The organism is Streptomyces sp. NPDC051561, assembly GCF_044454195.1.
In the GTDB taxonomy this organism is placed as follows: Bacteria; Actinomycetota; Actinomycetes; order Streptomycetales; family Streptomycetaceae; genus Streptomyces.
The window spans coordinates 146,744-167,367 of the sequence record NZ_JBITDM010000002.1 but is presented as its reverse complement, the minus strand read 5'-3'; the positions used below and the strand labels follow the sequence as shown (position 1 = coordinate 167,367).

General features: G+C 68.7%; 14 protein-coding genes and 1 tRNA gene. 10 read left to right on the top strand and 5 right to left on the bottom strand.

Features of this window, described 5'->3' with window-relative positions; all coding sequences use genetic code 11:
- Positions 1-6: 6 nt before the first annotated feature.
- Positions 7-273, bottom strand: coding sequence for a DUF397 domain-containing protein (locus tag ACIA73_RS05085; RefSeq protein ID WP_399436901.1), 267 nt, complete (start codon positions 271-273; stop codon positions 7-9).
- Positions 270-1,136 (bottom strand): helix-turn-helix domain-containing protein, encoded by an 867-nt coding sequence (locus ACIA73_RS05080; RefSeq protein WP_399436900.1) that lies wholly within the window; start codon positions 1,134-1,136, stop codon positions 270-272. The genes ACIA73_RS05085 and ACIA73_RS05080 overlap by 4 nt, the downstream gene beginning before the upstream one ends.
- Positions 1,137-1,260: 124 nt before the next feature.
- Between ACIA73_RS05080 and ACIA73_RS05075 the strand changes: the two genes are divergently transcribed.
- Positions 1,261-1,734, top strand: coding sequence for an ATP-binding protein (locus ACIA73_RS05075; protein ID WP_399436899.1), 474 nt, complete (start codon positions 1,261-1,263; stop codon positions 1,732-1,734).
- Here ACIA73_RS05075 and ACIA73_RS05070 read toward each other — a convergent pair.
- Positions 1,717-5,829 (bottom strand): Eco57I restriction-modification methylase domain-containing protein, encoded by a 4,113-nt coding sequence (locus ACIA73_RS05070; protein ID WP_399436898.1) that lies wholly within the window; start codon positions 5,827-5,829, stop codon positions 1,717-1,719. The genes ACIA73_RS05075 and ACIA73_RS05070 overlap by 18 nt on opposite strands.
- 179 nt (positions 5,830-6,008) lie before the next feature.
- Between ACIA73_RS05070 and drmA the strand changes: the two genes are divergently transcribed.
- From drmA to drmC, 3 genes are read left to right on the top strand one after another with little or no spacing between them, the layout of a single operon-like run.
- Positions 6,009-9,872, top strand: a complete 3,864-nt coding sequence (drmA, locus tag ACIA73_RS05065; protein WP_399436897.1) for a DISARM system helicase DrmA — start codon at positions 6,009-6,011, stop codon at positions 9,870-9,872.
- Complete coding sequence (gene drmB, locus ACIA73_RS05060) at positions 9,869-11,773, top strand: DrmB family protein (RefSeq protein WP_399436896.1); 1,905 nt, start codon at positions 9,869-9,871, stop codon at positions 11,771-11,773. Before drmA ends, drmB begins: the two co-directional genes overlap by 4 nt.
- Entirely contained in the window at positions 11,770-12,531 is a 762-nt protein-coding gene (gene drmC, locus ACIA73_RS05055; protein WP_399436895.1) for a DISARM system phospholipase D-like protein DrmC, read from the top strand. The genes drmB and drmC overlap by 4 nt, the downstream gene beginning before the upstream one ends.
- A 139-nt stretch (positions 12,532-12,670) precedes the next feature.
- Here drmC and ACIA73_RS05050 read toward each other — a convergent pair whose 3' ends face one another.
- Both ACIA73_RS05050 and ACIA73_RS05045 read right to left on the bottom strand, forming a co-directional pair.
- Positions 12,671-13,333 (bottom strand): VC0807 family protein, encoded by a 663-nt coding sequence (locus tag ACIA73_RS05050; protein WP_399436894.1) that lies wholly within the window; start codon positions 13,331-13,333, stop codon positions 12,671-12,673.
- 238 nt (positions 13,334-13,571) lie between these two features.
- Positions 13,572-13,643 (bottom strand) — tRNA-Arg (locus tag ACIA73_RS05045).
- A gap of 126 nt (positions 13,644-13,769) precedes the next feature.
- On the opposite strand from ACIA73_RS05045, the gene ACIA73_RS05040 reads away from it, so the two are divergent.
- The 6 genes from ACIA73_RS05040 (at position 13,770) to thrB (ending at position 20,344) form a co-directional block, all read left to right on the top strand.
- A complete protein-coding gene (locus ACIA73_RS05040; RefSeq protein WP_399437452.1) occupies positions 13,770-14,258 on the top strand; it encodes a response regulator in 489 nt (162 codons plus the stop codon).
- Between the two features lie 114 nt (positions 14,259-14,372).
- A complete protein-coding gene (nrtL, locus tag ACIA73_RS05035; RefSeq protein ID WP_399436893.1) occupies positions 14,373-15,197 on the top strand; it encodes an ArgS-related anticodon-binding protein NrtL in 825 nt (274 codons plus the stop codon).
- Between the two features lie 18 nt (positions 15,198-15,215).
- The gene (gene lysA, locus ACIA73_RS05030) at positions 15,216-16,607 is read left to right on the top strand and encodes a diaminopimelate decarboxylase (protein WP_399436892.1); all 1,392 of its coding nucleotides are present in this window, start codon (positions 15,216-15,218) and stop codon (positions 16,605-16,607) included.
- A gap of 99 nt (positions 16,608-16,706) precedes the next feature.
- Complete coding sequence (locus tag ACIA73_RS05025) at positions 16,707-17,996, top strand: homoserine dehydrogenase (RefSeq protein ID WP_399437451.1); 1,290 nt, start codon at positions 16,707-16,709, stop codon at positions 17,994-17,996.
- Positions 17,997-18,002: 6 nt separating this feature from the next.
- Complete coding sequence (gene thrC, locus ACIA73_RS05020; protein WP_399436891.1) at positions 18,003-19,073, top strand: threonine synthase; 1,071 nt, start codon at positions 18,003-18,005, stop codon at positions 19,071-19,073.
- Positions 19,074-19,399: 326 nt separating this feature from the next.
- Positions 19,400-20,344 carry a homoserine kinase gene (gene thrB, locus ACIA73_RS05015; RefSeq protein WP_399436890.1) on the top strand — a complete coding sequence of 315 codons (945 nt, stop codon included), beginning with the start codon at positions 19,400-19,402 and terminating at the stop codon, positions 20,342-20,344.
- Positions 20,345-20,624 lie beyond the last annotated feature (280 nt).

Sequence of the window (20,624 nt, the reverse complement as noted above, 5' to 3'; positions counted from 1 at the left end):
GTGCGGTCAGGCCCGCGCGGCGAACTCGACGAACATGGACCACTGTTGAGGCACGACCGACAGGACCGGCCCCGCCGTCACCTTCGAGTCACGGACGTGGACGGTCGCAGGGTAGGACGCAACCTCGACGCACTGGCCGCCTTCGGCGCCGCTGTAGCTGGAGGTACGCCAGTTCAACGCGACCTCAAGGCATTCGCCCCCCTCCGCACCGCTGTAACTGCTCTTGAACCAAGCCAGTTCCCGCCTGGCGTTGGTGGTCTCCTCGGGGTTCATACCTCTCCCAGCAGCTTCTCGATGAAGGTCAAGGACTCACTCGGGGTGAGAGCTTGCGCTCGGATGATCCCATAGCGCGACGCGAAGGCTTGTGCCTCGGCAGGCTCGGTCACCATTGAACTCCTGCCCTGCGTCTCGGTGTAGGCCACCTGGCGACCGCCCGAGCGCGTCAGTACGGTGAACGCACCGTCCACTCCCGCGTTGTCCTCGCGGTTGAGCGGCATCATCTGGATCTCGACGTTGCGATGCTGCCCGACCAGCAGAATTTGCTCCAACTGCCCCCGGTATACCGCTCTGCCTCCGTACGGGCGGCGCAGTACGGCCTCGTCGATGACGAAGCTCAGTAGCGGCGCAGGCCTGCGGGAATAGATCTCCTGCCGCATGAGCCGGGAGGCAACGCGCTGCTCAACGACTGCGTCCTCCAACAACGGGCGCCGCATGGCCAGCACGGCACGTGTGTACGCCTCGGTCTGAAGAAGTCCGGGTACCGCCTGGTTCGCGAACACCAGCAACTCAACGGCCAGGCGCTCCAAGCCCGCCGCATCCCGGAAGAACGCCGGATACTGCGCCCGCTCCACCTCCTCCTTCATCTCCTTCAGCGCCCCACCCGCGTCCACCGCCTCATCCGCCCGGTCGATGAACCTCGGCGGCGGAATCCTCCGCCCCTGTTCGTACGACGCGACCGTCGACGCCGAGTACCCCGTCCGCGCCCCCAACTCCGCCCGCTCCATCCCCACCCGTACCCGCAGACACTTCAACTGCCGCCCGAACACATGAAGAATCTCCATGCCGGGCTCCCGCTCCCGCTCCTCCTGCCCCTCGTCCTGCCCGTCGCCCCGCACCACTCCGCCGCCGTCGCCCACGCCCGCTCCTCCGACCCGGTCACGCCCACCGCCACGTACAACCACCGCCACACCCACGTACAACCACTCGTGGTCACCCCGTCACTCCTGGTCAACGGTACGTCGCGACCACCACGGTTGGCCCATGAACAGCACATTCCCCGCAGCTCAACCGGCCACCCCTGACCACGAGTTCGTCCTGTGCTTCACCTCCTCGCCCCGAGGTGCCCGCCTCGCCCGCCGACTCGTCTCGCACCGCCTCACCGACTGGGGCCACCCCTACGACTCGCCCCTCAACGAAACCCTCTCCCTCCTCACCGCCGAGCTGACCGGCAACGCCGTCACCCACGGCCACGTCCCCGGCCGCGACTTCCACCTCAGACTCACCGCCACCATCGATGGCACCTACCGCATCGAAGTCACCGACACCCGCACCGAGAAGCGCCCACCGGAGACCGCGCAACTGCCCGCCCACCCCACCGCCGACTCCGGCCGTGGCCTGCTCCTGGTCTCCTGCCTCGCGGACGACTGGGGCTGCACCGAACGGCCCGCCGGGTCCCCGGGCAAGACGGTCTGGGCCGTCGTGAAGGGTGCTCCTGGGCTAGGTCTCGTCGAGTGATAGGTGGGACGGGTGGAAGAGCGCGGGGTTCTCCTCCTCGTACCGGCTGAAGTTCAGCTCTAGGAGCCGGTCGAGGATCTCCTGGCGGACCACGGGCCCGATGGTGTGACGGACGCCTTGACGGGTGTCGTGGAAACCGTGGTCGAGCCGGCCCAGCAGGTCATGCCAGCCGTAGGCGCGAACGACTTCCTCGTCGATGGACCGATGAATCGCGCGGAGTTCGACGATGTCGGGGCCCTGGCAGGCAGGGCTGTGTACGAGGTTGTACGTGGCGGTCAGGCCTGCGTTGCGGGTTCGCATCAACTCGCGGCGGCATGAGTCGAGATGATCGCCCAAGGCGCGGAGTTCGCCGGTTGGGGCGGGGCGAGGGAAAGTCGCGAATACGTCTGAGGGCGTGTACCGAAGGTCGCCCTTCAAGCTCGACGCCCGGCTGATGGACCACCAATAGTGCGGGGCGCTGCTGAGCAGCCCCAGCATGGCGAAATCATCTGTGGCGAAGACGCCGAGCATGTGGGAGAACACCTGGTTGTTCGGCACCATCATCGGCATCGCGACCTTGCTCACCAGGGCGATGGTGATCAGTCGGTCCAGCCCCTCGATGGCCTTCACCATCGACGGGCGCTTCTCCCCGAACTGCCACCAGAAGTCCCGGTACACCTTCCGCTTGTTCGTGTCGCGCTCCGGTTTCACCGTGAGCAGGACCTGCTCGTACACCTCCGGATAGAGCTTCGCCCGCTCCTTGCTCCAGTCATGGAAGTTGATTACCCAACGGCTGGCGGCACCTCCTGGGCGTGAGTTGAGGTCCTGCCCGTTCAGGTACGGAAAGAGCACCTTCTCGTAACGGGAGTCCTTGGCTACGAGTGCTTGCGCGGCCTCGGGCTGCATTGTGAAGCCCAGCCCCAGGATCGTCGACCCTTGGAACGCCAGCCCTCGGTTCTCGGCCAAGCGGTGCGGCTTTCCGGCTACCCGTGACTCAGGGGTCAGTGACGAGGTGAGGTGGGCCCCATCCGCGCCCAAGGGAGCGTGACCGGCCCAGACCACGCGGTACTTCAGCTGCGCGCCTTTCAACGGCCAGAGCGCACTCTCCGTTGCCCGATGGATAGTTCCCCCTCGCGCCACGATCTGGTCGAGCCCGACCTCTCGGGTATCTCCCTCCGCGACGGTATCGGTGGCGATCAGGCCCATGTGGCCGTGCCGGTTCAGCAGGTCGTTGGTCCGGAGCATGAAGTACGCAACAAGATCTGCACTCCCACGGACACCTCCACCGATGCAGGTGACCAGAAATTCCCGATACGGGGTACCTGTAGTCCCAGTGATCTTCTGGCCTCCCAGGAATGGCGGATTCCCCACCACCGCGTCGAACCCCCCTGCGCGGAACACTTCCGGAAACCGCAAGGGCCAATGAAAACAGGGTGATTCATCCCCATACTCCTTCAGCGCCGCACGCAGCCACTCATCAACCCGACCGCGAGCCCGCCGCGCCAACTCGGGCACCGCCCCAGGAGCCGCCCGAGCCATGAGACGAGGAGTGTCAGCCGCCGCGATCGACGCCCGGTCCAATTCCACCTTGCCACGATGGAGATGCGCCAGCGACGCACCGACGATCAGATCACCGAAGAGACTGGGCAATTCGGTCGCGGCCTTGGCCTCTTCGAGAAGGCGCCGCTTCTTGCCGAGATCCGCAAGCGTGCGCCCCGGAATCCCAAGAATCCGATCCCGAAGTCTCCCCGCCTCCTGAACCCCCGCACCGAGCCCCGTAAGGAACGGCACCGCAGAAGTGAAATCCACCGGACTCTTGGCATGCAGTGCACGCCCTGCCGCCGGCACCAGGTGCATCGCCTCTATCTGCTCGTACGACGTGATGCCGAGCAGCGAGTCACCAGCCATGATCCGGTCATCCAGGAAGGTGAACGGCATCCCCGGTTCGACGGTGTCCAACCACAGGGCGAACTTGGCGAGCTCGACCGCGAGCGGGTTGATGTCCACCCCGTACAGACAGTTCTCGGCGATCTTCCGCCGTGCCCGGATCATGAAGAGGTCATGGGTCTCCGGCCTGGCGAGACCGAGCGAGTCCGTATCCAGCTGCGACTGAATGCGGTCCCGGGACGCCTCGTCGCCCTCGATCGCCCAGGCCTCCACCAGGCGTTCGGCGAGGTATCGGCAGGCAGCGACCAGGAAGGCGCCCGAACCACACGCGATATCAGCGACCTTCAGCCGGAGGATCTCGGCACTCGTCCTGAGCCGCCACGCATCCTTGTCCGGAGTGTCCAGCGGGCCGGGGGAGTAGACCAGGGGCGACAGCGCGTGCTCGACCACCTCTGCCGCCAGGAATTCGGGCGTGTAGTGCGCGCCGGTCGCTTTGCGCTGCGAGGAGGCGGCGAGGTGCAGGCCACCGGCCGGGACCACGACGGGCAGTCCGCGCAGATCCACACGTATGAGTCCATGGAATGGCAGGAGACGCTCGGTGAGTTGTGCGTCCCCTCCGGTGGCAGAGAGGAGCTGCCGGCGGACCTCGCCACGGCCCGCTTCCGGCGGTGGCGCGAGAAGCCCTTCGAGTTTCTTGGCGGTTCCGATACCCGACTGGCCGTACGCCTTGTGCAGGGCGGCAGCCAAGCCGGAATTTGCTGGGCCCTGCCCGCCAACTGATTCCGCAGCGAGCCGCTCCAACTCCCGCAGCGGAACCTGCTGTTCCAGCCCCTCCTTCCCCACCAGCCCCACCATCGGTTCAGCCGCGCGATATCCCTCGTACGCGAGCAGCCCCTCGTAGACGTGCCCGATCTGCGCGATCGACAGATCCCTGAAGGTGAGCTTCCGGACTTCGGCCGAGCGGCCCCTGCCCAACTTCACGAACTGCACCGCCCGCAGCATGTGCAGCACCGTGCGGTCGTCAATGGGCAGCGGGCCGAGGCCCCGGGTTTCGTCACCTTCGAGCCAGACGTACTTATCGGGCCGGAAGAGGCTCCCGTCGTAGCCCCCGATCTTCAACGCCGCGTGTTCCACGCCTGCATACACGGCGTGGAAGAGTGCGACCAGGCGGTGCCACGCGGCCGTGGAGTGCTCCAGGTCCTCCTCGCTGGTGTCGCGGGCACGCTGCTCCAGGTCGGCGCAGAGGCCACCGGCCGAGTACCCCTGGGCGTACACCGGATTGTCGGCCGGCAACAGCCCCTGCTCCTCCGCGAAGAAGGCGAACAGGATGCGCATCTGGGTCGCCAGGGCGGCCTGGTACACCTCGGAGGCGTCGGTCCGCCCCAACCCCTCGCCGCCCGCTGCTCGTTGGTCGGCGTCGAGCCTGCCGATCGCCGAGACCAGGAGCGACACCGCTTGCTGGACCTGGCGGCCCAGCGAGTCGGTGATCTGCTGGCTCTGGTCCTTGACGCCGGTCAGCAGGGCGGCGAGCGTCTCGTCGTCGGGAACGGCGAAGAAGCGGCGGCGGTGCAGCAGCGACACGAACGCCCGCACCGCCGTCCGTTCGGCGCGGGCGGGCCAGTCGGCGGAGTCGAAGGTCACCGTGGTCGTCGGCTTCTGCCGGGGCGCGTGGACCAGGGTCCACCATCTGCCCGAGGTGGCGAGGCCCAGTGGGACACCGTGGCTGCGGCACAGTACGGCGAGCCGGTCGACGGGAGTGGCCACGGTCGCCGAGCCGGGGACACGGGAGGTGGGCACGGTGTCCGGCGGGCAGACCAGGCCGAGAAGCGCGGGCTCGGCGGCGGTGCCGTCCGGCGGGACGAGGATGAAGGAAGGAGTGAGGGGTTCCTGATGATCGGAGCCGCCCAAGGCCGAGGAGGCCAGGGCCGCCAGGGACTCCGCATCGCTGCGCAGCGCGTCCCCCCAGCCGAGCAGATCGCCCAGTACGAAGTCGATCCACGGCCGGTGTTCCCGTACCACCGCCTCCTGCCACTCACGGTGGGCAAGCCGCAGCCCGTCCCGCATCGGCCTGTCGAGGGCATCGAGCTGTGGCCAGACACCGTGGAGGGTCTCCATGTCGGGGAGGGGCCCGTCCACCGTCACCAGGCCGAGCCACTCCCGATGCTGCGTCCTGCCGTCCGGCTGTGCCCGCCGGTGGGTCGTTGGGGCATGCCTCGTACCGGTACCCATGGCGCCCCCAACGGACAGGTGACGGTGACGTACTGAGATCAAACGGTAGCGATGCGGGACGCGAAGCGACAGGGTGCGGGAAGCGCCCGCACGATCGATTGGCAGGGTCGAATGTCAGTGCCCGCCGATAGCATCCGAGAAGGATCTGCCGCACCGCCGGAACGGAAGAGGAAACCCAGATGCCCAAGGAGTCCGCAGGCGCTCACGCGGGGAACGCCGAAGAGGATCTGCTTCAGCGTGTGCGTGAGGTGCCGCAGACGCTCGTTCCGGCGACGTCGTACGAAGTCCGGGACGAGCTGGGCGAGTTGATCTCCCGGGACCTGCTCGGCCCCTGGGACGGCGACCTGGAGGAGTTCGACCCCAAGGCCGCCGGCCCCAGGGACCGGTACCTGGTGGGAATGCTCGGGCCGAAGCGGACCCTCACCTCTTCGCTTGACGCGGCGGGCGACCAGGCCGACGGCGACCTGGGAGGCGAGGGGGACGGCACGGAGCACGACATGCCGGAGAAGCTCACCACGCAGAACGCCGGGCGGATGTGGGCATCCTCGATGGGGATGATGTTCGCGGTGCCGGAGGACGACAGCACGGGGGCCGTCTCCGTACGGATCCGGTGGGGGCGCTATCACCGCACCCAGGTGCTCACCGAGGACGAGAAAGCCCTGACCACGAAGCCTCTGACCACATGGTCTCGTGAACAGGTCGACATCCCGAAGGAAGTGCGGCTCGACCAGGCCGCCCACCAGGTTCTCGCGCTCACCGCCGATCATCCGGACGCCCCCGGGGTCAGGCTGATCGTGGATGTACGGAGCAGGCCCGACGGGTCGGGCGGCGCCATCCGCGTCGTCGAACTGTCCTTGGTGAATGCGCAGGAGGAGCCCTCTTCGGGCAAAGACACCGCCTGGCTCTTCCAGGCCAGGATCGAGGTCACCGCACTGGACGGGGCCGCTCCGGTCTTCCTGCCCATCGCCGATGTACTGGAGGGGCAGGGCGGCGGCCGGTACGAGGACCCGGAGGAGCAGCACCTCGACCTGCTGTACCGCAACCAGCTGAGCCACGCGCGAGGGCGCAACGTCGCGGTCGAGGTTACGCCGGAGGAAGGCACCCGGAGGGCCAAGGCGCTGGCCACTACCTGGCTGCCCGTGCACAACGTGCCCGCGACCCTCGCCCCGTCGGCGAAGGACGCCCCACATCTGGCCGGCCTGGAACTGTCCATGGACCGGCTCGCGATCCTCGAACCGGCAGAGCTGTCCGACGCCCTGGCGCCTCTCGCCGACGGATACGCGGCCTGGTTGGAGGAACGCAGGGCGCAGGCGGAAGGGCTGCCGCCCGCCCTGCGGGACCGGGCCCTCGCCGCCATCGACGCGGCGGGCGACGTATCCGTACGGATCACTCTCGGTGTGGACCTGCTGAAGGACCCCGACCACCCGGAGGCCTTGGAAGCGTTCCGGTTTGCCAATGAGGCGATGGCACTCCAGCGTCGGCACACCGCCGTCGCGGCACTGCGGGAGGACGAAGGGCTGGGGTTCGCCGAGGCGAAGGCGGTGATCGACGGCAAGGGGGAGGAAGCTGCCTCCTGGCGGCCGTTCCAGCTGGCCTTTGTACTGCTGAATCTGCGGGCGCTGACAATTCCAGGTCTTGAGGAGCGGGAGGCCGGGCCGCAGGCCGTGGTCGACCTGTTGTTCTTCCCGACCGGTGGTGGAAAGACCGAGGCATACCTGGGGCTCGCAGCCTTCACCTTCGCCATCCGCAGGCTGCAAGGTGTGGTCGGCGGCGGTGCGGACGCCCGCAGTGGCGAAGCCGGTGTCGCCGTACTGATGCGTTACACGCTGCGGCTGCTGACCGCCCAGCAGTTTCAGCGGGCCGCCGCTCTGGTGTGCGCGGCGGAGGTGCTCAGGCGCGAGAAGTACGGCGCCGGAGATCTGCGTTGGGGCGAGACGCCCTTCCGGATCGGGCTGTGGGTCGGCCTCTCCGTATCGCCCAACAGCTTTGAGGACGCGAAGAACCAGGTCGCCGAGGCCAAGGAGTCCGGTGACGGACGCGGTGCCAAGGTCCTCCAGACCCTGGCCTGCCCCTGGTGCGGTACGGCTCTCAGCGCGCAGCGGGACCTCCAGGTGGACGAGGACCTGCGCCGGGTGCTCCTCTACTGCGCCAACGGCGAGGGCGAGGCGGCCTGCCTCTTCTCGCGGCGGCGCTCCCCGCGCGAGGGGCTGCCGATCCTGACCGTCGACGAGGAGATCTACCGGCTCACTCCCAGCCTGCTGATCGCCACCGTCGACAAGCTCGCCCAGCTGCCCTGGCGGGGCTCCGCGGGCATGCTCTTCGGACGGGTCTCGCGCCGCTGCCCCCGGCACGGCTACCGGCACGCCGACCTCGACGCCCGCACCAAGTGCGTGGACAGCCACAACGCCAAGGGCAAGCTGCCTGCGGTGACCAGTCAGGCAGTGTCCCGGCTGCGCCCGCCGGACCTGATCATCCAGGACGAACTCCACCTGATCTCTGGTGCGTTGGGCACCACTGTCGGACTCTTCGAAGCGGCCGTGGACGAGCTGTGCAGCTGGCCGGTATCGGATGGGTACGGTGGAATCCGCCGGGCGGGCCCGAAGATCGTGGCGTCCACGGCCACCACGAAGCGGGCGGCGGACCAGATCCTGGGGGTGTTCGCCCGTAAGGCGGCGATCTTCCCGCCGCAGGTCATCGATGTCGAGGACACCTTCTTCTCCCAGCAGGTCCCGCTGTCGAAGGAGGCTCCCGGGCGGCGGTACATGGGTGTCTGTGCGCACGGGACACGGCTGAAGGCCGCCGAGATCCGGCTCGCGGAGATCCTGCTCCTCGCCGGACAGACCCTTTTCGACAAGTACGGCCGTGCGGCCGACCCGTACATGACGTTGGTCGGCTACTTCAACGCGACCCGTGAACTCGCCGGAATGCGGCGGCTGCTGGACGACGACATCGTCACCCGGGTGCGGGTGCACGGCCGACGCAAGGGGCTCTCCGACCGGGGGACCCGGTCGGGCATGCTCACCGTGGAGGAGCTCACCTCCCGTATCTCCTCCGGCCAGATCACCGAAGTGCTCAAGAGGCTGGAAGTCCCCTTCGACGAGGAGCAGCAGACCACGCTGCGACGGCGTGCGTTCTGGCAGGAGGTCGCCGAGTCCAAGAAGCACAAGGTGCGGCTGGACGCGGCCAGGCTGCCCCTCCTGAACGAGGGAGCGGGCGGTATCGACGTGGTCCTCGCCACCTCGATGCTGCAGGTGGGCGTGGACGTATCGCGGTTCGGGCTCATGGTCGTGACCGGGCAGCCCAAGCAGACCGCCGAGTACATCCAGGCCTCCTCCCGCGTCGGCCGTGACGCCAACCGCCCCGGCTTGGTCGTCACCCTCTACAACTGGACACGGCCCCGCGACCTGGCGCACTTCGAGGACTTCGACAACTACCACGCCACCTTCTACCGACGGGTCGAAGCACTGTCCGTCACTCCCTTCGCCCGCCGCTCCCTGGACCGTACGGCTGCCGCCGCCTGGATCGCCGCCGTACGCAACACCGTGGAGGACCACTCGCGCAACGCGGACGCCTTCGACGTCGACCTGCACGGCCCGGAGGTGGCAGACGTCACCGCCCGCTTCCTCGACCGCGCCGAGACGGTGGCTGGTGCACGGGCCCGCGGCTATCTCTCCGAACGCATCGAAACGCTCAAGGACCGCTGGGAGACCGAGAAGGAATCCCACGCCCGGCTCGGCTACGAAACCGGCAAGTGGAACGGTCAGCAACTCGTGGGCCTCCTCAAGAGGGCGGGCAGCGGCAGCTGGGACGAGCTGACCGTGGCCCAGTCCATGCGCGAGACCGAGAACGAGATCAACTTGCTGATGCCGGGAACCGGAATGTTCGACGTCACGGGAGGGGCCCCGCCGTGGGCCTACGCGGGAGGCGGCGGCGGTGCGGGCTCCGGGGAGTCCGAGGAATCGGGGGACATTCCCGAGGGTGACGAAATGGGCATGACACTGGACCTCACGGCAGCAGCGGCAGGGAAGAAGGCAAAGCGATGACGGACACCGGCCAGTACCGCCGCCGGGTGGGCGCCGTGCGCCCCAGCCACCTCATGTTCACCAGTGGCGTCGGCGCCCTCGTCGACCTGCCCAACTTCGCTGTTCTGACCCGTGGTATCGACGACTGGGACTACAACGCCTTCGAGCCGACGGATCTCAAGGAACCGAGGCTGCTCCAAGCCGTGAACCGCCTCTACGGCGACCCGACGGGCGAATCGGTCAAGCAGCTGCGGCCCGCTCCCTGGATGGACGGCCTGGACCACGACCCCAACGGGCAGGCGTCCCGGGTGGGCGTGCCCGTACAGCCCTTCCCCCAATGGCTGCGCTGCACCGTCTGCAATGAACTGAACGCGCTCGACTCCAAGATCTTCAAGTTCGAGAACTCCCAGCCCCGCATGCCCGACCGGGCCCGCTTCTACCACGACAACTGCACGGGCAAGCGCGGCAAGAAGCCTCTGGCCGTAGCCGCGCGCTTCGTCCTGGCCTGCCGCGCCGGACACCTCGACGACTTCCCGTACGTGTCCTTCGTGCACCGGGGTGGCGATTGCCCGAAGGCCGACCGCCCCCGCCTCCAGATGATCGACCACGGCGGCAACCAGGCGGCCAACGTCAAGATCAAATGCCTGTCGTGCGACAAGGACCGCAACATCCGCGACGCGATGGGCAAACGCGGCGAGGACAACCTCCCCGGCTGCCGGGGCCGCCACCCGCACCTGGCCACCTTCGACGCCAACGGCTGCACGGAGCGCCCGAAGCCACTGATCGTCGGCGCCTCGAACCAGTGGTTCGCCCAGACTCTGAGCGCGCTGGCCGTACCGCCGACCAACGGGAGCGCGTTGGCCGGCAAGGTCGAGCAGCTCTGGGGCGAACTCGAGAAGGTGACAAACCCGGGCTACCTCGATTTCGCCTGGGGATTCTCCCAGTTCAGCGGCCTGCACCAGTGGAGCAAGGAGGAGGTGTACGAGGCGATCGAGGCACACCGCGCGGAACTGGCAGGCGCGACCGAGACCGACAGCTCCGCCTACCCCGACCTACTCACCCCGGAGTGGGAGATCTTTACCGCATCGAAGATTCCCGAGCACAGCAACGACTTCGCGCTCAACCCGGTCGACGTACCTGCCGAGTTGTCGGGCGTCTTCTCCCACATCGTCCAGGCCGAACGCCTCCGTGAGGTGCGCGCCCTGACCGGATTCACCCGCCTCGACGCACCCGACCCGGACGATCCGGACCTGGTCGCCCGTGCCCCGCTCTCGCGAAGCCGCATTCCCAGCTGGGTGCCGGCCAGCGAGGTCCGCGGTGAAGGCTTGTTCCTTCGCGTGCCCGAGGATCTGGTGACCGCCTGGGAGCAGCGTGTCGAGGACTCGGCGGCACTCAAGGCCCACCGCGCGGCGTACGTGGAGTTCCGCAAGAACCGCTACTCCGGACGGGTCGAAGGTGTCGACGATCCGATGCGCGGTTGGCCCGGAGCCCGCTACATCGCCCTGCACACCCTCTCCCACCTCCTGATCCGCGCGATCTCGCTGGAGTGCGGCTACTCCTCGGCCAGTCTTTCCGAGCGGATCTACGCGGGCCGAGAGAACGACCTGCGCACCGGCATCCTCATCTACACGGCGGTCCCCGACGCCGAGGGAACGCTGGGCGGCCTGGTCGCACTCGGCGAGCCCGACCGGCTCACCAGGATCGTGAACCGGGCGCTGGACGACGCCGAGCGCTGCTCGTCCGACCCTCTGTGCTCCGAGCGGCTGCCGCACCCGCCGGAGGACTTCCTGCACGGCGCCGCCTGCCATGTCTGCCTCTTCGTGTCCGAGACGACCTGCGAACGCGGCAACCGCTTCCTCGACCGCAGGTTCATCGTCCCCATCGACGCGCCGGAACTGGTCCTTCTTCAGAGGGCCAAGTGAACAACCGGCACTTAGAGGCGGCAGCGGCGAAGGTGGTGGCCGACCAGGGGCCGGACGCTTTGCGTGTCATCGCCGAGGGGATCGGGCAGGGAAAGGCCCGCAGCACGATACTGACGGCCCGTGCGGTGTCGGGCTTTGCGGAAGCGGCAAAGGAGCTGCTGGACGCCCGAGCCGCCGACGCCGTACCGGACGTACAGGCCGAGGCATATCTGCTCGGCCTGGCGGCCGGATACGCCCAGCGGCAGGCCGAGCAGGACGTCTCGCTCGTATGGAGCGGACCCTCCTCGCCTCGGGTGCCCGTCAGGGCCACCGACCGCGCCCTGCTCACCGACGTCGTGGCCCAGGCCCGCTCCGAACTGATCCTGATGACCTATTCGGCACAGCCCTACGCTCCGCTGACCGAAGCACTGGGGAAGGCGGTGGCCAGGGGAGTCTCGGTCGACGTGGTGGTCGAGACCCTGCAGGGCGCGGGAAGCGCCCTGCAGGGTACGGAACCCGCTTCGGCCTTTCTCGCGGTGCCTGGAGTGGTGGTCTGGCACTGGCCGCCCGCGAAGCGCCCGGAACCCGGAGCGAAGACTCACGCCAAGCTCGCCGTGGCGGACCGCAGCATCCTCCTGACCACCAGCGCCAACCTCACTCGTTCCGGTGTCTCCAGGAACATCGAGGCCGGTGTACTGGTCCGGGGAGGCAGCACTCCGACCCGAACGGTCGAACACATCCGTGAGCTGCAAAGCGCAGGCATTCTCCAGCGCTACTAACGAGGGCCGGGAGTGCATGGCGAACCTACTTACATGGTCTCTATCCACGGGACGCGGCTGGTAGTCGGCTTCTCTGACACTTTTCGGTAGCACCGCGAACGCGATCGTTCACCCGGGGCACCGCAACTCCACCCACCCTTCAGCCGGCCGCCTCCGCCCCCTCGGCCACCGCACCGCCCGGAGCGTTCCCGGAGGCGGCCATCCGGGCCCGCCCCTTCCGCCCCGTCTGAATCGTGTACGTCATCAACCCGGCCAGCACCACGAACGGCATCACCGACGAGACCCCCACCATCGTCGACGTCTCCAGCACATAGGTGAGCGCGATCCGCACCACCGCCTCCACCAGGAAGGCGACACCCCACACCACCGTCAACTTCCGCTGACTGGCCCGGAATCCGGGATACGCGTCCCACAGCCCGTTCCACCGGGCGATGCCCTCGGCGGACCCGTCCGTCGCGAACTTCCGCCCGAAATAGAACATCATCGGCCGCTTCAGGAACAGCGTCACCAGATAGGCCAGCCCCAGCAGCCCCGTCAGCGCCGAGTCCTTCACGAAGACCATCTTCTCGCTGTGGAGCGCGAGCGCACTGACCGCCCCCAGCACCAGCACAATCAGAATCATCACGCCGAACTCGTCGATCCGGCGATGGATTCCGTAGAAGATCCCCACCTCGGCCAACGGCCACCCGGCAATCAGAAAGAGCGCCGTGACCGGCTCCATCCCACCGTCCGTCAGCACCCCGTACGTCACCCACGGCAGCAGCACGCTGAACACCAGCGTCGGCCCCCAGTTCAGAAGCACGGACTTCATCCCTCACAACCCCCAAGACCTGCACGCCACTTGAGGTCCACCACCGCAGACCCGCGCGTAGCCTAAAGACGCACCAAGTCCGCACACCGGGGCTTTACCGCCCCCATTCCCCGACATGACCGCACCATGGACGAACACCACCGGGCGGGACGACACGGGCACCACAAAACGACGAAGGCCGGACCCAGAAAACTGGGTCCGGCCTTCGTACTCGGCACTTCTGTTGAAGTGCCCCCGGCAGGATTCGAACCTGCGCACCCGGCTCCGGAGGCCGATGCTCTATCCCCTGAGCTACGGGGGCGTGTCGCACGGTGTGTCGGCGACGTGGTGAACCTTACCAGCTCCCCGCAGGTGCCCGTGAACAGATATCTGCACGCCCCGCACGTCAGCCGGTCGCCGGCGCTCCCCTTCCGTGCCCGGGCCGGAAGTGGGCAAAACCCGGACGCGGCGAGAGAGTCCCACCTACTCTCGAAGGGTGTCGGGCGCGTTCGGCCGGGTCCTTGTCGTCGATGACAACAAGGTCATCAGGCAGCTGATCAGGGTCAACCTCGAACTGGAGGGCTTCGAGGTGGTGACCGCCTCCGACGGTGCCGAATGCCTGGAGATCATCCACCAGGTGCGCCCCGATGTGGTCACCCTCGATGTGGTCATGCCGCGCCTGGACGGGCTCAGTACCGCCGCCCGCCTGCGTGACGACCCTCGCACCAGCCGGCTGCCCGTGGCCATCATCAGCGCGTGTACGCAGTACGAGGTGGAGAGCGGCCTCGCCTCCGGGGTGGACGCCTTCCTCTCCAAGCCCTTCGAGCCCGCCGAACTGGTGCGGCTGGTGCGCAGGATGGCGGGTCAGGAGGAGCCGCCGTCCGTCGACGGCAGGCACGGCGGCGGGTTCGGCCGGCCCGCCAGGCCCCGCTGCTGAATCCGGCCACGGTGCGTGGAGCCATCCGCAATAGGAGCGAATCAAAGGTTTGAACCGGCTCAGATGCTGAAACCGGTTCGCGGACGGCCCCCCTTCCTGACCTAGGCTTGGCCCGTGACCCCCGCAGAGCTCTCCCACACCGTGCTGCGCGCCGTGCGCCGCGCCGTCGAGGAGGACGTACTGCCCGCTCCGGTGCCCGAGCGGGCCGCTGTCGAGCGCACTCGGCCGGGTGGCAGCGGGGACTACGCCAGCAATGTGGCGCTGCGCCTGGCACGGACCGCGGGAAAGCCTCCGCGCGAGGTCGCCGAGCTCCTGCGGGAGCGGCTGACCGGTGTCCCGGGCATCGCCGCCGTCGAGGTCACCGGCCCCGGCTTCCTGAGTTTCACGCTCGACGCGGATGCGGGGGGGCGGACCGTACGGGAGCTGACCGAGCGGGATCTCGTACGGAGTGACGCCCTCCGCCTCCCCGCGCCCGACCCCGCCGCGCTGGCCCGGCTCGGGGATGACGCCGCCGCGTGGGGCGCACTGCTCCCCGCCCCGGACACCGAGCTGCTCGCCCAGCACGAGCGCAACCCCCTCTTCCGGGTGCAGTACGCGCACTCCAGGTCGCGGGCCCTGCGACGTAACGCGGCCGACCTCGGATTCTCCGCGGCGTACGGGAGCGGCGTCGACGCCCCAGAGCTGATCGGGCTGCTCGGCGCCTACCCCGTAGAGCTCGAAGCGGCCGTCCGGCTGGGCGCCCCCGAGCGCGTCGCCCGGTACCTGGTCACCCTCGCCGACGCCTTCGTCCGGTACCAGGAGACGCGGCACGTCCTGCCGTCCGGCGACGAGAAACCCTCGGCCGCCCACCGCTCCCGGCTGGCAGTCGCCGAAGCCGCCGGGACGGTGCTGGCCGGCGGCCTGTCCCAGCTCGGCGTCAGCGCACCCGTTCACCTGTGATGTGAGTGAGAGAAGAACATGAGCCGTTCCGCCCACCCCGCCGGGCCCCGCCACGCCGACGTCCTCACCGAGGGCCACTACACCGCCCCCGCCGAGGACCTCAACGTCCTCGACGAGAAGGTCTGGGCGCGCACCGTCAGCCGCGGTGAGGCGGGTGTGGTGAGCGTCGGAGGAATCGAAGTGACGCGCCTGGCCGAGGAGTTCGGCACCCCGGCGTACTTCCTCGACGAGGCCGACTTCCGTGCCCGCTGCCGCGCCTGGGCCGACGCCTTCGGCACCGAGGCCGATGTCTTCTACGCGGGCAAGGCCTTCCTGAGCCGGGCGGTCGTGCGCTGGCTCAAGGAGGAGGGGCTGAACCTCGACGTGTGCTCGGGCGGCGAGCTGACCACGGCGCTGGACGCCGGAATGCCCGCCGAGCGGATCGCCTTCCACGGCAACAACAAGTCGGTCGAGGAGATCACCCGGGCCGTCGAGGCCGGTGTCGGCCGGATCGTTCTCGACTCCTTCCAGGAGATCGTCCGGGTCGCGCACATCGCGCAGGGCCTCGGCAAGCGCCAGCGGGTGCAGATCCGGGTCACGGTGGGCGTCGAGGCGCACACCCACGAGTTCATCGCCACCGCCCACGAGGACCAGAAGTTCGGCATCGCGCTGGCCGGGGGGCAGGCGGCGGAAGCGGTCCGCCGCGCGCTCAAGCTGGACGGCCTGGAGCTCATCGGCATCCACTCCCACATCGGCTCGCAGATCTTCGACATGGCCGGCTTCGAGGTGTCCGCGCGGCGCGTGGTGCAGCTGCTCGCCGAGGTACGGGACGAGCACGGCGTCGAGCTCCCCGAGATCGACCTCGGCGGCGGCCTCGGCATCGCCTACACCTCCGAGGACGACCCCCGCGAGCCCCAGGACATCGCCAAGGCACTCACCGAGATCGTCACTCGCGAATGCGAATCGGCAAAGCTCCGCACGCCCCGCATCTCGGTCGAGCCGGGCCGCGCCATCGTCGGCCCGACGGCCTTCACGCTGTACGAGGTCGGCACCATCAAGCCCCTCGACGGGCTGCGGACGTACGTCAGCGTGGACGGCGGCATGTCGGACAACATCCGCACCGCGCTCTACGACGCCGAGTACAGCGTGGCCCTCGTCTCGCGCCGCTCCGACGCCGAGCCCATGCTGGTACGGGTCGTCGGCAAGCACTGCGAGAGCGGCGACATCGTCGTGCGGGACGCCTTCCTGCCCGCCGACACCGCCCCCGGCGACCTGCTCGCCGTGCCCGCCACCGGGGCGTACTGCCGCTCCATGGCCAGCAACTACAACCACGCACTTCGCCCGCCGGTCGTCGCCGTCAAGGACGGCGCGGCCAGGGTGATCGTCAGGCGCGAGACCGAGGAAGATCTCCTGCGGCTCGATGTCGGCTAGTGAAATCCATGTCTCACTCATTGGACGGGGGGAAGAAACTCCCGTCCGGTGAGTGAGACTGGTCAACACCGTAAGAAGTATGAGGAGTGAGGTCGGATGATGCGTACGCGTCCGCTGAAGGTGGCGCTGCTGGGCTGTGGTGTGGTCGGCTCAGAGGTGGCGCGCATCATGACGACGCACGCCGACGACCTCACGGCGCGCATCGGCGCCCCGGTCGAGCTCGTCGGTGTGGCCGTACGGCAGCCCTCGAAGGTCCGCGCGGGCATCGACCCCGCACTCATCACCACCGATGCGACCGCCCTGGTCAAACGGGGTGACATCGACGTCGTCATCGAGGTCATCGGTGGCATCGAGCCGGCCCGCACCCTGATCACCACCGCCTTCGAGCACGGCGCCTCCGTCGTCTCCGCCAACAAGGCACTCCTCGCCGAGGACGGCGCCGCACTGCACGCCGCCGCCGAGAAGCACGGCCGGGACCTCTACTACGAGGCCGCCGTCGCGGGTGCGATCCCGCTGGTACGTCCGCTGCGCGAGTCCCTGGCCGGCGACAAGGTCAACCGGGTCCTGGGCATCGTCAACGGCACCACCAACTTCATCCTCGACAAGATGGACACGAGCGGAGCCGGTTACTCCGAGGCACTCGACGAGGCCACCGCCCTCGGGTACGCCGAGGCCGACCCGACCGCCGACGTCGAGGGCTTCGACGCCGCCGCCAAGGCCGCCATCCTCGCCGGGATCGCCTTCCACACCCGGGTCAAGATCGGCGACGTACACCGCGAAGGCCTCACCGAGGTGACCGCCGCGGACATCGCTTCCGCAAAGCGGATGGGCTGCACCGTCAAGCTGCTCGCCATCTGTGAGCGGGCCGCCGACGGGCGGTCGGTCACCGCGCGGGTGCACCCCGCGATGATCCCGCTGACCCACCCGCTGGCCTCAGTCCGCGAGGCGTACAACGCGGTCTTCGTGGAAGCGGAGGCCGCCGGTCAGCTCATGTTCTACGGCCCCGGCGCGGGCGGCGCGCCCACCGCGTCCGCCGTTCTGGGCGACCTGGTCGCGGTCTGCCGCAACAAGCTCGGCGGCTCCACGGGCCCGGGCGAATCCGCGTACACCCGCCTCCCGGTCAGCCCGATGGGCGAGGTCGTCACGCGGTACCACATCAGCCTCGACGTGGCCGACAAGCCGGGCGTACTCGCCCAGGTCGCGACGGTCTTCGCCGAACACGACGTGTCGATCGACACCGTCCGCCAGTCGGGGAAGGACGGCGAGGCCTCCCTCGTCGTCGTCACCCACCGCGCGCCCGACGCCGCCCTCTCCGGGACCGTCGAGGCGCTGCGCAAGCTGGACACCGTCCGAGGTGTCGCCAGCATCATGCGTGTTGAAGGGGAGTAAGGACCCATGACCATCAAGGGCACCCACCAGTGGCGCGGCATCATCGAGGAGTACCGGGACCGTCTCCCGGTCACGGCCACGACGCCGGTCGTCTCGCTCGGCGAGGGCGGCACACCGCTCGTTCGTGCGCAGGTCCTCTCCGAGCGCACGGGCTGCGAGGTGTACCTCAAGGTCGAGGGCGCCAACCCGACCGGTTCCTTCAAGGACCGCGGTATGACCATGGCGATCACCCGCGCCAAGGAGGAGGGCGCGAAGGCCGTCATCTGCGCGTCGACGGGCAACACCTCCGCGTCCGCGGCGGCCTACGCGGTGCGCGCCCAGATGGTCTGCGCCGTTCTGGTCCCGCAGGGCAAGATCGCGCTCGGCAAGATGGGCCAGGCGCTGGTCCACGGCGCGAAGATCCTCCAGGTCGACGGAAACTTCGACGACTGCCTGACGCTGGCCCGCTCGCTCTCCGACAACTACCCGGTGGCGCTGGTCAATTCGGTCAACCCGGTACGCATCGAGGGCCAGAAGACCGCCGCCTTCGAGATCGTGGACGCGCTGGGCGACGCCCCGGACATCCATGTCCTCCCGGTCGGCAACGCGGGCAACATCACCGCGTACTGGAAGGGCTACAAGGAGTACGCGGGCGACGCGATCTCCACCCACACTCCGCGGATGTGGGGCTACCAGGCCTCCGGTTCGGCGCCCATCGTCCGCGGCGAGATCGTCAAGGATCCTTCCACGGTCGCCACCGCGATCCGGATCGGCAACCCCGCGTCCTGGGACTTCGCACTCGCCGCCCGCGACGAGTCCGGCGGTCACATCGACGAGGTGACGGACCGTCAAATTCTTTCCGCCTACCGCCTGTTGGCCGCTCAGGAGGGTGTCTTCGTGGAGCCCGCCTCGGCCGCCTCGGTCGCCGGTCTGCTGAAGGCCGCCGAAGAGGGCAAGGTCGACAAGGGGCAGCGGATCGTCTGCACGGTCACCGGCAACGGCCTCAAGGACCCGGAGTGGGCGACCGCCGGAGCGCCGCCCGCGACGGCCGTCCCGGTCGACTCCGCCATCGCCGCCGAGAAGCTCGGGCTGGCGTAAACGCCGTACAGCGGCATCGGCGAGGCCCCGTAACAGGACATCGCCACACGTAGGGGCACAGGAAGGCACGCGACACGCATCGTGCGCCTCCTGTGCGCCCTATGTCCTCACAGAACCTTCCTTCGATAGGCTGTACCGAACCCGACCCGCCGCATATGCCGCGGTGTTGCCGCCGACAGGCCCGGGCGCCGCAGTTTCGAAGCGAAGTAGCGAAGAACCGCAGTAGGTAGCGAAGACCCGCAGTAGTAGCGAAGAACCGCAGTAGCGAAACCGCAAGTTCCGCAGTGACCACCAACCCCGCAGCTACACAAGGAGATCGTCGAGCGATGGCCGGTCCCGCATTCCGAGCCGCCGCCGTGCGCGTGCGCGTCCCCGCCACCAGCGCCAACCTGGGGCCGGGCTTCGACGCCTTCGGCCTGTCGCTGGGTCTTTACGACGACGTGGTCGTGCGAGTCGCCGACTCCGGTCTGCACATCGACATCGCGGGCGAGGGCGCCGATACGCTGCCCCGCGACGAGCGTCACCTGCTGGTACGGGCCATGCGCACCGCCTTCGACGTGCTCGGCGGACAGCCGCGCGGCCTGGAGATCGTCTGCGCCAACCGCATCCCGCACGGCCGCGGCCTCGGCTCCTCCTCCGCCGCCATCTGTGCCGGCATCATGGCCGCCCGTGCGGTGACCATAGGCGGCGACGCCAAGCTCGACGACGCGGCCCTCCTGGAGCTCGCCACCGAGATCGAGGGCCACCCCGACAATGTCGCCGCCTGCCTCCTCGGCGGCTTCACCGTCGCCTGGATGGACGGCGGCGCGGGCCGCGCCATCACGCTCGACCCCTCGGATTCCATCGTTCCGGTGGTCTTCGTTCCCTCGAAGCCGGTCCTCACCGAGGCCGCCCGGGGCCTTCTTCCGCGCAGCGTCCCCCATGTGGACGCAGCCTTGAACGCCGGTCGCGCGGCCCTCCTCGTCGAGGCCCTGACCAGGCGTCCCGAGCTGCTGATGCCCGCCACCGAGGACCGCCTCCACCAGGACTACCGCACCCCCGCGATGCCCGAGAGTGTCGCGCTGGTGGCCCGGCTGCGCGCGGACGGCGTTCCTGCGGTGATCTCCGGCGCGGGACCCACGGTCCTCGCGCTGACCGATGACTCCGCGGCCGACAAGGTCATGCGGATGGCGGGGGACGAGTGGGCCGCAGGCCGGCTCGGCCTCGACGCCACGGGCTCCTGCGTGCTGCCGCTGGCCCAGCAGGACCCGCAGCAGGACGCGTCCGAATAGGGCCGCAAGCGATTGCCGGTGGAAGAGAGGGGGAATGTTTGTTGGAGCCGGTAGTGTTAATCTCAAGTCTGCATCCGACGCCTTCGCGGCGCGGTGCATGGTGTCCCCTCAGGGACCACTCTTCTTCCGGGAGCCTCCCCAAACTGCCTGAGCAGCCTGCCTGAGCAGTTTTGAGCACGCTCCGGAACCGGCACGACACCCCGCGTTCTTCCCAGAGGGGGCAACTGGGGACTTCGGGTCGGAACCCCACGCACGTTTATCTCCCGCCATTTCCGGCGGA

Excerpts from the sequence above, each read along its gene's own strand:
- thrC (WP_399436891.1), top strand. The coding sequence starts at position 18,003 with ATGACCATCAAGGGCACCCACCAGTGGCGCGGCATCATCGAGGAGTAC.
- ACIA73_RS05070 (WP_399436898.1), bottom strand. The coding sequence starts at position 5,829 with ATGGGTACCGGTACGAGGCATGCCCCAACGACCCACCGGCGGGCACAG.
- drmB (WP_399436896.1), top strand. The coding sequence starts at position 9,869 with ATGACGGACACCGGCCAGTACCGCCGCCGGGTGGGCGCCGTGCGCCCC.
- ACIA73_RS05085 (WP_399436901.1), bottom strand. The coding sequence starts at position 273 with ATGAACCCCGAGGAGACCACCAACGCCAGGCGGGAACTGGCTTGGTTC.
- lysA (WP_399436892.1), top strand. The coding sequence starts at position 15,216 with ATGAGCCGTTCCGCCCACCCCGCCGGGCCCCGCCACGCCGACGTCCTC.
- ACIA73_RS05025 (WP_399437451.1), top strand. The coding sequence starts at position 16,707 with ATGCGTACGCGTCCGCTGAAGGTGGCGCTGCTGGGCTGTGGTGTGGTC.
- ACIA73_RS05075 (WP_399436899.1), top strand. The coding sequence starts at position 1,261 with ATGAACAGCACATTCCCCGCAGCTCAACCGGCCACCCCTGACCACGAG.
- drmA (WP_399436897.1), top strand. The coding sequence starts at position 6,009 with ATGCCCAAGGAGTCCGCAGGCGCTCACGCGGGGAACGCCGAAGAGGAT.
- thrB (WP_399436890.1), top strand. The coding sequence starts at position 19,400 with ATGGCCGGTCCCGCATTCCGAGCCGCCGCCGTGCGCGTGCGCGTCCCC.